Origin of the sequence: Rhodoferax sp., from assembly GCF_028689305.1 — a bacterium.
Lineage (GTDB): Bacteria > Pseudomonadota > Gammaproteobacteria > Burkholderiales > Burkholderiaceae_C > Rhodoferax.
Map to the genome: position 1 here is coordinate 1 of NZ_JAQTWM010000088.1, position 13,744 is coordinate 13,744.

General features: G+C 63.0%; 12 protein-coding genes. 6 read left to right on the forward strand and 6 right to left on the reverse strand.

Going from position 1 to position 13,744, the window contains the following annotated elements:
* Window position 1 precedes the first annotated feature (1 nt).
* Genes PHW99_RS15120 through argH form a run of 3 tightly spaced genes read right to left on the reverse strand, consistent with a single transcriptional unit; the run spans window position 2 to window position 2,723 of the window.
* Complete coding sequence (locus tag PHW99_RS15120) at window positions 2–523, reverse strand: anti-sigma factor (protein ID WP_366913542.1); 522 nt, start codon at window positions 521–523, stop codon at window positions 2–4.
* Between the two features lie 29 nt (window positions 524–552).
* Window positions 553–1,215 carry a c-type cytochrome gene (locus PHW99_RS15125; protein ID WP_300179328.1) on the reverse strand — a complete coding sequence of 221 codons (663 nt, stop codon included), beginning with the start codon at window positions 1,213–1,215 and terminating at the stop codon, window positions 553–555.
* A gap of 56 nt (window positions 1,216–1,271) precedes the next feature.
* The gene (gene argH, locus PHW99_RS15130) at window positions 1,272–2,723 is read right to left on the reverse strand and encodes an argininosuccinate lyase (protein WP_300179331.1); all 1,452 of its coding nucleotides are present in this window, start codon (window positions 2,721–2,723) and stop codon (window positions 1,272–1,274) included.
* A gap of 96 nt (window positions 2,724–2,819) precedes the next feature.
* On the opposite strand from argH, the gene PHW99_RS15135 reads away from it, so the two are divergent.
* From PHW99_RS15135 to PHW99_RS15145, 3 genes are all read left to right on the forward strand, one after another.
* On the forward strand, window positions 2,820–3,857 hold the full coding sequence (locus tag PHW99_RS15135) for a histidine kinase (RefSeq protein WP_300179334.1): 1,038 nt from the start codon (window positions 2,820–2,822) through the stop codon (window positions 3,855–3,857).
* Window positions 3,858–3,877: 20 nt separating this feature from the next.
* Window positions 3,878–4,621, forward strand: a complete 744-nt coding sequence (locus PHW99_RS15140) for a LytTR family DNA-binding domain-containing protein (protein WP_300179337.1) — start codon at window positions 3,878–3,880, stop codon at window positions 4,619–4,621.
* A gap of 86 nt (window positions 4,622–4,707) precedes the next feature.
* Window positions 4,708–5,433, forward strand: coding sequence for an FkbM family methyltransferase (locus PHW99_RS15145; RefSeq protein WP_300179340.1), 726 nt, complete (start codon window positions 4,708–4,710; stop codon window positions 5,431–5,433).
* Window positions 5,434–5,491: 58 nt separating this feature from the next.
* Here the strand turns inward: PHW99_RS15145 and PHW99_RS15150 are convergent, their stop codons facing one another.
* The 3 genes from PHW99_RS15150 to PHW99_RS15160 all read right to left on the reverse strand — a co-directional run bounded on the left by PHW99_RS15150 (window position 5,492) and on the right by PHW99_RS15160 (window position 8,392).
* The gene (locus PHW99_RS15150) at window positions 5,492–6,793 is read right to left on the reverse strand and encodes a TRAP transporter large permease subunit (protein ID WP_300179343.1); all 1,302 of its coding nucleotides are present in this window, start codon (window positions 6,791–6,793) and stop codon (window positions 5,492–5,494) included.
* A gap of 79 nt (window positions 6,794–6,872) precedes the next feature.
* Window positions 6,873–7,382: a TRAP transporter small permease gene (locus PHW99_RS15155; protein WP_300179346.1), complete on the reverse strand. Its 510-nt coding sequence runs from the start codon at window positions 7,380–7,382 to the stop codon at window positions 6,873–6,875.
* A gap of 23 nt (window positions 7,383–7,405) precedes the next feature.
* A complete protein-coding gene (locus PHW99_RS15160; protein WP_300179349.1) occupies window positions 7,406–8,392 on the reverse strand; it encodes a TRAP transporter substrate-binding protein in 987 nt (328 codons plus the stop codon).
* A 164-nt stretch (window positions 8,393–8,556) separates the two neighbouring features.
* Here PHW99_RS15160 and PHW99_RS15165 point away from each other — a divergent pair, with 164 nt between their 5' ends.
* The 3 genes from PHW99_RS15165 to PHW99_RS15175 all read left to right on the forward strand — a co-directional run.
* Complete coding sequence (locus PHW99_RS15165; protein WP_300179352.1) at window positions 8,557–9,117, forward strand: winged helix DNA-binding protein; 561 nt, start codon at window positions 8,557–8,559, stop codon at window positions 9,115–9,117.
* On the forward strand, window positions 9,114–12,761 hold the full coding sequence (locus PHW99_RS15170; RefSeq protein ID WP_300179353.1) for a hydantoinase B/oxoprolinase family protein: 3,648 nt from the start codon (window positions 9,114–9,116) through the stop codon (window positions 12,759–12,761). Before PHW99_RS15165 ends, PHW99_RS15170 begins: the two co-directional genes overlap by 4 nt.
* Window positions 12,762–12,804: 43 nt before the next feature.
* Window positions 12,805–13,744, forward strand: a 940-nt coding sequence (locus PHW99_RS15175) for a DUF3592 domain-containing protein (protein WP_300179356.1), incomplete at its 3' end; no start/stop codon positions are given.

Below are 13,744 nucleotides of genomic sequence, written 5' to 3' on the forward strand. Positions count from 1 at the left end.
GTTACAAGGCCTTGCGGATCAGTGCACCGGTGAACAGATAGGGCAATCGTGGTCCGCGTTCGGGTTCAACACCGCCCTTGTTTTCCACGCTGACGGCCAGCCCGCGGGCTTGGGAAAGGATCTTGTCGGTCACACGGATTTGCGAGGTCTTGAGCTTGGGGGTGATCACCCCGAGGGACAGGGGCTGGCCCTGTTCATCCAGCGCCCATAGTTGCATGCTGTCCTCCTGGCCTTCCTTGACCTCGTTGAGGCGCTGGATTTGCAGAAAACCGTCTTGCGGGTCGTAGGTGATGAGCTGCGCTGGCAGATGTTTGTCGTCCAGCAACACCGCCACATACTTGATCTGTGGCACAGACTTCAGCTTGGTTTGCAGGTGGGACAGCTGGGCCTTGAATTGCTCCAGCATGCTCATGCCGGTGGCGGCGGCCAGCGCCAGCACCAGCAGGCAGATGATGGTGGCAATGCGCCAGCGGCTGGCATGGCAGGGCGCTGGCTGGACGGGTGTCGAGGTGGATTCGGTCATGGTAGGCGTCGGTCGGGCACAAGGCGGGGTCACAGGGACGCGACGTAGGCGACCACGGCATCAATGTCTTCGTTGGTCAGTTGTTTGGTGTTGGCGGCCATCAGCGGGTCCATGCGAACGCCGTCACCACTGCGGTAGCGCTGCAAGGTGCGTTGCAGATACGTGGTTTGTTGCCCGGCGATGCGGGCGAAGTTTTCACCACCGAGTCCGTTCTCGCCGTGGCAGCGGAAACAGTTCTTGTTGAACAGCACTTTACCCTTGGCTGCCAGCGTCGGGTTGGTGACGGGGTGGCGCAAGGCTTGCTGGCGGTTGTAGAACAGCACCACACCGGCTTTTTCGTCGGTGCTCAGGGCTTTGATCATGCCTTCCATGAACTCGTTGCGGCGGCTGCCGTCAGTGAATTTGCGCAGTTGCACCAACAGGTAAACCGGGTTCTGGCCGGCCAGGTTGGGGATGTCCGGGCTGGTGCTGTTGCCGCTTTGACCATGGCAATTGGCACAAAAGGCGGCCACCTTCTGGCCTGACTTCAGCAGCGTCTCGGTCAGCTTGGGGTCTTTGGCGGCTTCGTTGAGCCGGTTGCGCAGGCTGGCCTCCATGGCCTCTGGCGATTTCGCCGATTGGGCGGCACAGGGCAGGGCAACCAGCGTCCCAAGCAGGGCTGCCGTGAGAAAAATGCGGGAAGAAAGTGACATGGTGAATCTTCGGTTGAGAGCTTGAAATGACACAGACTCTGGGGGGGAGGGGGGCGTCAGGCCAGCCGGTGGGTGTGTAGCGCAATTTGGTCACGCACCTGCTCTGGCGCCGTGCCGCCCAACACATGGCGCGCGTGCAGCGAACCGCGCAGCGACAGCACGTCAAACACATCTTTTTCGATCTTCGGATTGAATTCCTGTAGCACCTTGAGGGGCAGCTCCGACAGGTCAACCTGATGGGAGACCGCCGCCTTGACGGCGTGCGCCACGGTTTCATGCGCATCGCGGAACGGCAGGCCTTTTTTGACCAGGTAGTCGGCCAGATCGGTGGCCGTGGCGTAGCCCTTGAGGGCGGCTTGCTCCATGGCCTGTGCGTTCACGGTGATGCCGCCTTCCTTGGCGCCGGTGGCCGGGTTGGTCTGGCCGCCGATCATCTCGGCAAAGATGCGCAGGGTGTCCTTCAGCGTGTCCACCGTGTCAAACAGCGGTTCCTTGTCTTCCTGGTTGTCTTTGTTATAGGCCAGCGGCTGGCCTTTCATCAGGGTGATCAGTCCCATCAGGTGGCCAACCACCCGGCCGGTCTTGCCGCGGGCCAGTTCCGGCACGTCCGGGTTTTTCTTCTGCGGCATGATGGAGCTGCCGGTGGTGAAGCGGTCGGCAATTTTGATGAAGCCGAAGTTCTGGCTCATCCACAACACCAGCTCTTCACTCAGGCGGCTGATGTGCACCATGCACAGCGATGCTGCAGCGGTGAATTCGATGGCGAAGTCACGGTCACTGACCGCATCCAGGCTGTTCTGGCAGACACAGGGGATCCCGGCCTCGTCCACCATGCCCAGGGTGCGGGCAACCCGTTTGCGGTCCAGCGGGTAGCTGGTACCGGCCAGCGCAGCGGCGCCCAGCGGCAGGCGGTTGGTACGGCGGCGGACTTCGGTGAAGCGCTCGGCATCGCGGCTGAACATTTCCACATAGGCCAGCATGTGGTGACCAAAACTCACCGGCTGGGCCACTTGCAGGTGGGTGAATCCCGGCAGGATCACATCAACATGTCTGGCAGCCACGTCCAGCAGGGCTCTTTGCAGCTCGACCAGCAGCTCACCAATCAGGTCGATTTCGCCGCGCAGCCACAGGCGCACGTCGGTGGCGACCTGGTCGTTGCGGCTGCGTCCGGTGTGCAGACGCTTGCCGGCGTCACCAATCAGCTGGGTCAGGCGGGCCTCAATGTTCAGGTGCACGTCTTCCAGGTCCAGTTTCCACTCAAACGCGCCAGACGCGATCTCCTGGGTGATCTGGGCCATGCCACGCTCGATGTCGGCGCGGTCCTGGCCGCTGATGATGCCCTGGGCGGCCAGCATCTCGGCGTGGGCCAGGCTGCCCATGATGTCGGCCTGCCACAGGCGCTTGTCAAAAAACACACTGGCGGTGTAGCGTTTGACCAGATCACTCATCGGTTCCGAGAACAGGGCCGACCAGGCCTGGGATTTTTTGTCGAGTTGGTTTTGGCTCATGGGCTCAGCGCGTTAGTGTGTAGGGCAAGGTTGACCCGGGAATCATCAATAATGGGGCGCGCCAGCATGGATGCGCACAAAAAAACCACTTGATCAATGAAAGACACCCAAATTTTATCGGTCTTCCAGGACAACACCCCGCCACCGTCCGCACCGGTGCCGGATTCACTGGTGTTTGACGCCTGCCATGTCGGGGTGGTGCTGCGTGCCGTGTTGTTTGTCGAGCTGGTGGTGGGGGTCGGTGCCATGTTTGGCGCCAACACCCTGTTGGAGTGGATGCTGCGGCTGTCGCTGATCACCGGGGCGGCCTTGCCGGCCACGCTGGTCTGGCTGATTGCAGCCTGTGGCCTCAAGCGCTGGCTGGCGCGTTGGCCCCCGGTGCTGCAGCAGGTCATCGGTGTGCTGCTGGGTGCGCTGGCCGCCGTCTATGGTTGTGGTGTGCTGGCGCTGATGGGCCTGCTCGACAGCGTGCCCTGGTGGGCCAGCGCCTTCAGTGGTGCCATGCTGTCTGCCGCCTTGGTGGCCGCGCTGGTGATGCGCGCCCGGGGCAAGACACCCGCCGCCACGGCGGCGCGGCTGACCGAACTGCAGGCACGGATCCGGCCGCATTTTCTGTTCAACACGCTCAACAGCGCCATTGCCCTGGTACGCGCCGAGCCGGCCAAGGCCGAGCGCCTGCTGGAAGACCTGAGCGACCTGTTTCGTTACGCCCTGACCGAACAGGCCTCCAGTGTGAGCCTGGCCGATGAGATTGCGTTGGCACAACGTTATCTGGCCATTGAGCAGGTGCGGTTTGGTGACCGTATCCGGGTGGAGTGGTCGCTGGACGAACGGGCATCAGGCGCCAGGCTGCCGCCGCTGCTGCTGCAGCCGTTGGTGGAGAACGCCGTCAAACACGGTGTGGAGCCCTGTGCCGATGGCGGACACATCAAGGTCAGCACCCAGCGTCGCGGTGCCGTGGCGATCATCAAGGTGAGCAACACCGTGGACCCGCGGGCGGTGCCGTCGTCCGGGCATGGGTTGGCGCTGGCCAATGTGCAAGAACGCCTGCACCTGATGCACGATGTGCAGGGCCGGTTTCAGAGTGGCTTGAAAAATGGGGTGTTTCAGGTCAGGATCGAGGTTCCGCTGTAGCCGGGTCAAAGGGAGGAGCCATGGCGCTGAGAGTTTTGATTGTGGACGATGAAGCGCTGGCGCGCGCGCGCCTGAAGAGCCTGCTGAGCGACTGCCGCACGCCCGAAGCCGTGGTGGTGGGTGAGGCGAGCAATGCGGTGCAGGCCATGCAATGCGTGGCGCACCATGCCGTGGATGCGGCGCTGGTGGACATCCATATGCCCGGCACCGACGGGCTGGCCCTGGCGCAGGCCTTGCGCGCCTTGTCTGAGCCGCCGGCTGTGGTGTTTGTCACCGCCCACACCGAACACGCGGTGCAAGCCTTCGAGCTGGAGGCCGTGGACTACCTGACCAAACCGGTGCGGCTTGAGCGCTTGCAGGCGTCGCTACAAAAAATAGAGCGATCTATGCAGGTAATACGCGGGCTAGAGCATGATTTTGCTGAAGAAACCTTGGTGATTCAGGAACGTGGCCGCACTGAGCGCCTGCCGTTGTCGGCGGTGCTTTATCTCAAGGCCGAGCTCAAATACATCACGGTGCGCACAGCGCAGCATTGTTATGTGCTGGAAGGTTCCTTGGGTGATCTGGAAAGCCGTTATGCCAACCGGTTTATCCGCATCCACCGCAACGCGCTGGTGGCCCGGCGCGCCGTGCGTTCGCTGGAAAAACACCATGACCCGCAGGAGGGGGAGGGCTGGGCGGTGCGGCTGGATGGCGTGGAAGAGCCGCTGCATGTCTCGCGCCGGCAACTGGCGGCGGTGCGCGGTTTGATCCAGACCCCCTGAGTCAGCGGCCTGGCGAGCCAGCAGCGGCATGGTGGCGAGCGGATCACCGGATAATCGGCGGTTTCCAGCCATCCGGTGAACCCTCCATGTTGTCAGATTTGTCCCGCAGAGCCGATTTCAAAACACGTCACATTCACCAGTTCAGCAACGAGCCGGCGGTGGAGCAGGCGCTGGTGCAGTCCTTTTTCCAGAGTCCCAGCGGCTTTTATGTGGATGTGGGGGCCAATGACCCGGTGCTGGACTCGCAGTCGCAGCACCTGGAAGCATTGGGCTGGACCGGACTGCTGGTGGAGCCGGACCCGGATTGCTGCGCGCTGCTGCGCCAGTCGCGCCAAGGCGTGGTGGTGGAGATGGCCTGCTCCAGCCCGGACAATGCCGGTAAATTCCTGCAGCTCAACCGTGCCGGGCCGCACTCCACGCTGGAAGACCAGCCGATCGCCATTGGCGCGGTGGTGCGGGCCACGGTGTCGGTGCGCTGTGAAACGCTGGACACCATTTTGCGCAGCCACGGGGCACCGGTCGGTTTTGACCTGCTGTCAATCGACATCGAAGGCCACGAACTGGTGGCGCTGTCAGGCTTTGACTTTTCGTACTGGAAGCCACGCCTGGTGCTGATTGAAGACCATGTGACGCACCTGAAAAAGCATCAGTTGATGACGCAAAACGGCTACCAATTGCTGCTGCGCACCGGGCTCAACAGCTGGTATGTGCCCGCCAGTCCGGCCTACACGGCGTCACTGGCGGCGCGTCTGGAGTTCCTGCGCAAGTACTACCTGGGCCTGCCGCTGCGCAAGTGGCGGTATTCCCGGTGACCCCGGCTACCGCATTTCAGGGCGATTCAACCCGCTGGTTCAGCAGTCGGCCACGCCACTAACTGGCCATTTTTTGTGGCAGCCAGGTCACGATCTCGGGGAAGAGATAGATCAACGCCACGGCCACACACATCAGCCAGAACATCGGCATGGTGACCTTGGCGATCCAGGTCAGTTGGCGCCCGGTCATGCCCTGCAGCACAAACAGGTTGAAGCCCACCGGCGGTGTGATCTGCGCCATCTCGACCACCAGCACGATGAAGATGCCGAACCAGATCGGGTCGATGCCGGCGGCCTGCACCGTGGGCATCAGCACGCCCATGGTCAGCACCACCATCGAGATGCCATCGAGAAAGCAGCCCAGGATGATGAAGAAAATGGACAGGGCCACGATCAACTGTGCCCGGCTCAGGCCCAGCGTGGCAATCCACTCGGCCAGATGGCGCGGCAGGCCGATGTAGCCCATGGCCAGCGTCAGGAAGGCGGCGCCGGCCAGGATCAGCCCGATCATGCAATACAGCCGGGTGGCGCCCATGAGGGCGTCACGGAAAGTGGCCCAGTTCAGTGAACCCTGCACACCCGAGAGCACCAGCGAACCCACCACACCCACGGCGGCCGCCTCGGTGGCAGTGGCGATGCCCGAATAGATGGAACCCAGCACGGCGGCAATCAGCAGCACGACGGGAATCAGGCTGCGCGACTCGGAGAGCTTTTGCAGGAACGTCATGCGGGTGTCGGCGGCGGGCACCTGCTCCGGGTGGCGCACCGCCCAGAACATGATGTAGCCGGAAAACAGACCGGCCAGCAGCAGGCCCGGCAGCACACCGGCGATGAACAGCTTGGAGATCGACACCTCGGCCGCCACACCGTAGACGATCATGATGATGGACGGCGGAATCAGCAGCCCTAGCGTTGCCGCGCCGGCCAGCGTGCCCACCACCATGTGGTCGGGGTAACCGCGCCGGGTCAGCTCGGGCAGCGTCATCTTTCCGATGGTGGCGCAGGTGGCGGCACTCGACCCCGACACGGCGGCAAAAATGGTGCAGCCAATCACATTGGTGTGCAAGAGCCGCCCCGGCAGGCCCTGCACCCAGGGCGCTAGGCCTTTGAACATGTCCTGGCTCAGCCGGGTGCGAAACAGGATTTCACCCATCCAGACAAACAGGGGCAGCGCGGTCAGCGTCCAACTGCTGCTGGAGCCCCAGACCGTGACAGCCATGGCGTCCCCGGCGGGGCGGCTGGAGAACAGCGACACCGCCATCCAGGCGACACCGGTGAGGGTCAGGCCCACCCAGACACCGCTGCCCAGGATCAGGAACAAGGCCACCAGCAGGCCGGCGGTGATTGCGAGATCATTCATGGTATTCCAGAAGCTCTTATTTTGCTACAAAAATAGTAGCTAATTGCACAATGTTGACGCGGGCTGACGGCTTGTTTTCTTACTCATTGCGCAGAGGTTCATCGCTGCTCTGGACCACGCGTTGGCCGCGCAGCTCCAGCACCAGTTCATCGATGAAGGCAATGGCCAGGATGACGGTGCCCACCGCCATGCCGATCTGCGGCATCCACAGCGGCGTGGCGTCACTGCCGGTGGAAATGTCATTGAAGCTGCGTGACTGCCAGGCCAGTCGGCAGCTGTAGAAGGCAAACATGGCCGTCAGGGCACTGGCAAAGGCCAGCGCCCACACCTCCATGCCCTTTTTCCAGCGCCCGGACAGGGCGCCCAGAATCAGGGTCACGCGGATGTGTTCACCGCGCTTGAGGGTGTGCGCCAGCGCCAGAAAGCCGCTGGCCGCCATCAAGTAGCCCGCGTAGGCATCGGTGCCTGGCACGTAAAAATTCAGCTGCCGACCGATGACGGACAGCAGCACCATGCCGAGCAAACCCACCAGAAACAGTGCCGCCAGGGCGGCGGCACCGTCGTAAAGGGCATCAAGTGCCTTGCGCATCAAAAGCTCCTGTCGTTGGCAAATCAGGGCTTGTGGAAAGCATCCACCAGGGTTTTGCCTTCAGGGCCGGCCTTGTCCAGCCATTCCTTGAGCATGGTGTCGCCCACTTTTTTCATGTCAGCTTTCAACTGGGCCGAGGGCGCAGCCACGGTCATGCCGTTGGCCTTGAGCTTGTCGATCGACTCGACGTTGACCCGTTTGCTGGCCGCCAGGCCGCGGGCTTCGGCGTCCGCGGCGGCTTTCAGCACCACGGCCTGGGTGGCTTTGTCCAGCGCATTGAATGCGGCCTTGTTGACGATGACGGCGTTCTTGGGCAGCCAGGCCTGGGTGTCGTAGTAATACTTGAGGTTCTCGTACAGCTTGCTGTCCACACCCGAGGCCCCCGAGGTCATGGTGGCTTCCACCACGCCGGTGGCAAAAGCCTGTGACAACTCGGCTGCCTGCACGGTCACCGGTTGGGCGCCCACCAATTCGGCAATGCGGCTGGTGGACGGGCTGTAGGCGCGCCATTTGATGCCCTTGAGGTCGGCTGCCGAGTTCAGCGGCTTCTTGCTGTAAATGCCCTGGGGTGGCCAGGCCACGGCGTAGAGCAGAGCCATGCCCTGCTCACCGAGCTTTTTCTCCAGCAGCGGGCGCTGCGCTTTGTAAAGTTTGTTGGACTCGTCATAACTGTCGGCCAGGAAGGGCAGGCCATCGGCACCGAAAAGTTGCCACTCGTTCTGGAAATTGGCCAGCAGGATTTCACCTGCCTGGGCCTGGCCGCCCTGCACGGCGCGTTTGATCTCGGGCGCCTTGAACAGCGCGGCGTTGGCGTGCACGGTGATCTTGAGTTTGCCACCGCTGGCGGCTTCGACGTCCTTGGCAAATTGCGCCAGGTTTTCAGAGTGGAAGTTGGTGGCCGGGTAGGCAGCGGCCAGGTCCCACTTGGTCTGGGCAGACGCGGCACCAGCGGCCAGACCGAGGGTCAGGGCAGCGGCAGTGGCGGACAAGGCAAACAGGCGACGTTTCATAAAAACTCCGGTTGGTTGAAAGGGCTTGCAGGTAGCTGAATGTAATTCGCAATAGCGCGTGGCATCTTGGTGTTTTCCCTAAATGTCAATAAATTGTCGATAAATCATCATCATGCTACCTACAATTCGACCTTGCAACAAAGATGCCAACCTGGAGCAAACCCATGGCCAAGAAACCTGCACCCCTCGCATCAGCAGCCGACAGCGTTGGTTCGGCGCCGGTGAGCGCACCCATCGTGTCGTCGGCCCATCTGGTGTCGCCGCGCAGTGCCGAGATGAGCGAGTTCGAGTTCGGCCTGATCGTGGCTGGCAACGCCTTTCATCGCTGGATCACGCACTGCATGAGTGCGGCTGGCCTGAAAGACCTGACGCCACTGGACGTACTGGTGTTGCACCACGTCACGCACCGCGCCCGCAACAAGCGCCTGGCCGACATCTGCTTCATCATGAATGTGGAAGACACCCACCTGATCAACTACGCGTTGAAAAAGCTGCAGAACCTGGGCGTGGTGGCCTCCAGCAAAAACGGCAAGGACGTGACCTACGCCAGCACCGACACGGGGCGCGACTTCGTGGCGCGCTACCGCGAAATCCGCGAGTCCTGCCTGATCAACGCGCTCAACGCCGATGACGGCCTGAACCGCGACATTGGCGAACTGGCGCGCCTGCTGCGCCTGCTCTCCGGCATCTACGACCAGGCGGCCCGCTCCGCAGCATCCCTATGAACCCCTCCACCACTTCCCGCTGGCAATTTTGGATCGACCGGGGCGGCACCTTCACCGACGTCGTCGGCAAGCGCCCCGATGGCACGCTGGTCACGCACAAGCTGCTGAGCGAAAACCCCGAGCAGTACCGCGACGCGGCCGTGGCCGGCATCCGCCACCTGTTGGGCCTCAAGGCTGGCGAACCGGTCACGCCCGACCTGGTGGAATGCGTGAAGATGGGCACCACCGTGGCCACCAATGCGCTGCTGGAGCGCAAGGGCGAGCCCACGCTGCTGGTCACCACGCGCGGCTTTCGTGACGCGCTGCGCATCGCCTACCAGAACCGACCGCGCATTTTTGACCGCCACATCATCCTGCCCGAGCTGCTGTACAGCGCCGTGGTGGAGGCCCAGGAGCGCATGGGCGCGCACGGTGAGGTGGTCCAGGTACTGGATGAGACGCTATTAAAACAGGAGCTACTCGCGCAATATACACGCGGGCTACGCAGTGTTTCCATCGTATTCATGCACGGCTACCGCTACACCGCGCATGAAAAGGCCGCGGCCGCAATAGCGCGAGAGGTCGGCTTCACCCAGGTCAGCACCTCGCATGAAACCAGCCCGATGATGAAGTTCGTCAGCCGTGGCGACACGACCGTGGTGGATGCCTACCTGTCACCCATCCTGCGTCGTTACGTGGAGCAGGTGGCCGGTGAGATGCCGGGTGTCAAACTCTTCTTCATGCAGTCCAGTGGCGGCCTGACCGACGCCCATGCCTTCCAGGGCAAGGACGCGATCCTGAGCGGCCCGGCCGGCGGTATCGTGGGCATGGCCCGGACAGCGGAGCTGGCCTTCAACAGTTCTTCGGCGCAGCTGGACGGGATGTGCAAGGTGATCGGCTTTGACATGGGCGGCACCTCCACTGACGTGAGTCACTATGCCGGCGCCTTCGAGCGCGAGTTCGAGACCCAGGTGGCCGGCGTGCGCATGCGCGCGCCCATGATGAGCATCCACACCGTGGCGGCCGGTGGCGGCTCCATCCTGGCGTTTGACGGCGCGCGTTTTCGCGTGGGACCCGAGAGCGCCGGTGCCAACCCCGGCCCGGCCAGCTACCGCCGTGGTGGCCCACTGGCCGTGACCGATGCGAACGTGATGGTCGGCAAGGTGCAGCCGCGTTTCTTCCCCCAGGTGTTTGGCGTGCACGCCAACGAGGCGCTGGACGGCGCCGTGGTGCAGCAGAAGTTTGCCGCCTTGTCCGCGCAGACCGGCCGCACGCCCGAGGATGTGGCCGAAGGCTTTATTGCGATTGCCGTGCAGCAGATGGCCAATGCCATCAAGAAGATTTCGGTGGCACGCGGTTACGACGTGACCCGCTACACCTTGCAGTGCTTTGGCGGCGCCGGTGGCCAGCACGCCTGCCTGGTGGCCGATGCCCTGGGCATGACGAAGGTGTTTGTGCACCCACTGGCCGGCGTGCTGTCGGCCTACGGCATGGGCCTGGCGGACCAGACCGTGATCCGCGAGCAGGCGGTGGAACTGCCGCTCAAGCCCGAGGCGCTGGCCGACATTGCCGCGCAACTGGATACGCTGGCCGCCGCCGCCCAGGCCGAGCTGGTGCGCCAGCAGGTGAGCGTGGGCGCCATGGAGATGCACCGTCGCGTGCATGTGCGCTACGAGGGCAGTGACTCGGCTCTCGTTGTTCCCTTTGGCACGCTGGACGACATCGTGGACGGCTTTGAGGCCGCCTACCGCCAGCGCTTTGCCTTCCTGATGCAGGGCAAGGGCCTGGTCGTGGAAGCCGTGTCGGTGGAGGCCGTCGTGGCCGGCGACGCCCCCACCGAACCGCGCCATGCGCTACACCCGGTGCGTGATTTGAAGACCAGCGGCGCGGTGCGCGAGACCGTGCGCATGTATTCCGGCGCGGCCTGGCATGACGCGGCGCTGGTCGTGCGCGAAGACCTGCAGCCCGGCGACGTGATCCCCGGCCCGGCCATCATTGCCGAGAAGAACGCCACCACCGTGGTCGAGCCCGGCTGGGAGGCCACACTCACGGCGCTGGACCACCTGGTGCTGGAGCGCCGCACGCAGCGCGCCGTACAGTACGCGGCGGGCACCACGGCCGACCCGGTGCTGCTGGAGGTGTTCAACAACCTGTTCATGAACATTGCCGAACAGATGGGCCTGCAACTGCAGAACACCGCCTACTCGGTCAACATCAAGGAGCGGCTGGACTTCAGCTGCGCGTTGTTCGATGCGGATGGCAACCTGATTGCCAACGCGCCCCATATGCCGGTGCATTTGGGCTCCATGGGCGAGAGCATCAAGACGGTGATCCGCGAGAACCGCTCCACGATGCAGCCCGGCCATGTGTATGTGCTCAACGATCCCTACCACGGCGGCACCCATCTGCCCGACATCACTGTCATCACGCCGGTGTACCTGGGCCAGGGTGGGGCTGACGCACCGCTGTTCTATGTGGGTTCCAGAGGTCACCACGCCGACATTGGCGGCACCACACCGGGCTCCATGCCGCCGTTCTCCACCCGCATTGAAGAAGAAGGCGTGCAGATCAACAACGTGCTGCTGGTGGACCGTGGCGTGCTGCGCGAGGCCGAGATGGTTGCGCTGCTGCAGAGCGGTGAATACCCTTCACGCAACCCCCAGCAAAACCTGGCCGACCTGAGAGCGCAAATCGCCGCCAACGAAAAGGGCGTGCAGGAACTGCGCAAGATGGTCGACCAGTTCGGCCTGGATGTCGTGCAGGCCTATATGCGCCACGTGCAGGACAACGCCGAGGAGTCGGTGCGCCGCGTCATCACCCGCCTGAAGGACGGGCAGTTCACGCTGGCGCTGGACAACGGCGCGCAGATCCAGGTGGCGATCCGCGTCAATGCGCAGGAGCGAACGGCCGAGGTGGATTTCACCGGCACCTCACCGCAGCAGACCAACAACTTCAACGCACCCACGGCGGTGTGCATGGCGGCGGTGCTGTATGTGTTCCGCACGCTGGTGGGTGACGACATTCCGCTGAATGCCGGCTGCCTCAAGCCGCTGCACGTCATCATCCCGCCGGGCTCCATGCTGAACCCCAACCCGCCGGCGTCCGTCGTGGCGGGCAATGTGGAAACGTCGAGCTGCATTACCAACGCGCTGTATGGCGCTTTAGGCGTCATGGCGGCCAGCCAGTGCACCATGAACAACTTCACCTTTGGCAATGCACGCTACCAGTACTACGAAACCATCAGCGGCGGCAGCGGTGCCGGCGAGGGCTTCAACGGCACCAGCGTGGTCCAGACCCACATGACCAATTCACGCCTGACCGACCCGGAGGTGTTCGAGTTCCGCTTCCCGGTGCGGCTGGAGAGTTACGCGATCCGCGCCGGCTCGGGTGGCGCGGGGCGCTGGCACGGTGGCGATGGCGGTGTGCGCCGCGTGCGCTTCCTGGAGCCGATGACGGCCAGCATCCTGTCCAACGGCCGTGTGCACGGTGCCTTTGGCATGGCTGGTGGCGAGCCGGGGCAGGTGGGCATCAACCGCGTGGTGCGGGTCGATGGCAGCGTCGAAACCCTGGGCCACATCGGGCAGGTGGAGATGCTGCCTGGTGATGTGTTTGAAATCTGCTCGCCGGGGGGCGGGGGGTATGGAACCCCCAAGGCCGGTTCTTGACAAAAGCCTACAAATCACACGGGTAGGGGTTGGGAGGGGATGAATGCAATACGAAAAACGTACTCGAAGCTGGCTCTTTGTCGTCTTTGGGCTTCCATTCTTTGCCGTAGGCATCTACTTCTTTTTTACCACTGCGCACGCTGTATATGACGTGATACGCATGGCCTCCTGGCCCCAGACGCAGGGGACCCTGACTTCTGCAAATTTGCGCAGCAGCACTTCCGACAACACCACCACTTACCAGGCCGTCGCCCAGTACCGTTACCGGGTCGACGGCGTCGAATATACCGGTAGCCGGGTGGCGATCCACGGTGGCGGCGACAACATCGGCGAGTTTCAGCAGCGATGGGGCAGCCAACTCGAACGCATGTATTTGAACCAAGAGCCGGTGCCGGTTTACTACCAACCCGGCGATCCCGCTGATGCGGTACTGAATCGTGAAATGCGCTGGGAAATGATCGGGTTCAAGTTGGTCTTCATCATTGCTTTTGGCGGTGCTGGGCTGGGCATGATGGTCTTTGGGCTTCGCGGCAAGCGCACCATCGTGTCGCCTGAAACGGCGGCCAAGCCCTGGCTGGCCCGTCCCGAATGGGCAGATAACCAAATCCGTTCCAGCGCCCGCGGCGGGATGTATGCGATCTGGTTTTTTGCCGTCATCTGGAATGCATTGAGTCTGCCCGCCACCTTTGTCGTGCCGGATGTCTGGCGCAAGGAAGGGGCGCTGGCGCTGATCATCCTGCTCTTTCCGCTGGTCGGAGCGGGGCTGCTCTACTGGGCGCTCAAGCTGACCCGTGAATGGCGTCGTTTCGGCAATACGCCCTTGATCTTGGACCCGTTCCCCGGTGCAATCGGCGGCGACGTTGGCGGCGAAATCGAACTCCATGTGCCTTACGAACCCGCGCTGGTCTGCGAGGCGAGCCTTAGCTGTCTCTACAGTTATGAAACCGGCAGCGGCGATGACAGTACCCGGCAAGAGCGGGTGG

What these genes read in the sequence shown, in the direction of transcription:
- PHW99_RS15135 (WP_300179334.1), top strand. Translation starts at nt 2,820, where the DNA reads ATGAAAGACACCCAAATTTTATCGGTCTTCCAGGACAACACCCCGCCA.
- PHW99_RS15170 (WP_300179353.1), top strand. Translation starts at nt 9,114, where the DNA reads ATGAACCCCTCCACCACTTCCCGCTGGCAATTTTGGATCGACCGGGGC.
- PHW99_RS15165 (WP_300179352.1), top strand. Translation starts at nt 8,557, where the DNA reads ATGGCCAAGAAACCTGCACCCCTCGCATCAGCAGCCGACAGCGTTGGT.
- PHW99_RS15160 (WP_300179349.1), bottom strand. Translation starts at nt 8,392, where the DNA reads ATGAAACGTCGCCTGTTTGCCTTGTCCGCCACTGCCGCTGCCCTGACC.
- PHW99_RS15145 (WP_300179340.1), top strand. Translation starts at nt 4,708, where the DNA reads ATGTTGTCAGATTTGTCCCGCAGAGCCGATTTCAAAACACGTCACATT.
- PHW99_RS15125 (WP_300179328.1), bottom strand. Translation starts at nt 1,215, where the DNA reads ATGTCACTTTCTTCCCGCATTTTTCTCACGGCAGCCCTGCTTGGGACG.
- argH (WP_300179331.1), bottom strand. Translation starts at nt 2,723, where the DNA reads ATGAGCCAAAACCAACTCGACAAAAAATCCCAGGCCTGGTCGGCCCTG.
- PHW99_RS15150 (WP_300179343.1), bottom strand. Translation starts at nt 6,793, where the DNA reads ATGAATGATCTCGCAATCACCGCCGGCCTGCTGGTGGCCTTGTTCCTG.
- PHW99_RS15120 (WP_366913542.1), bottom strand. Translation starts at nt 523, where the DNA reads ATGACCGAATCCACCTCGACACCCGTCCAGCCAGCGCCCTGCCATGCC.
- PHW99_RS15155 (WP_300179346.1), bottom strand. Translation starts at nt 7,382, where the DNA reads ATGCGCAAGGCACTTGATGCCCTTTACGACGGTGCCGCCGCCCTGGCG.
- PHW99_RS15140 (WP_300179337.1), top strand. Translation starts at nt 3,878, where the DNA reads ATGGCGCTGAGAGTTTTGATTGTGGACGATGAAGCGCTGGCGCGCGCG.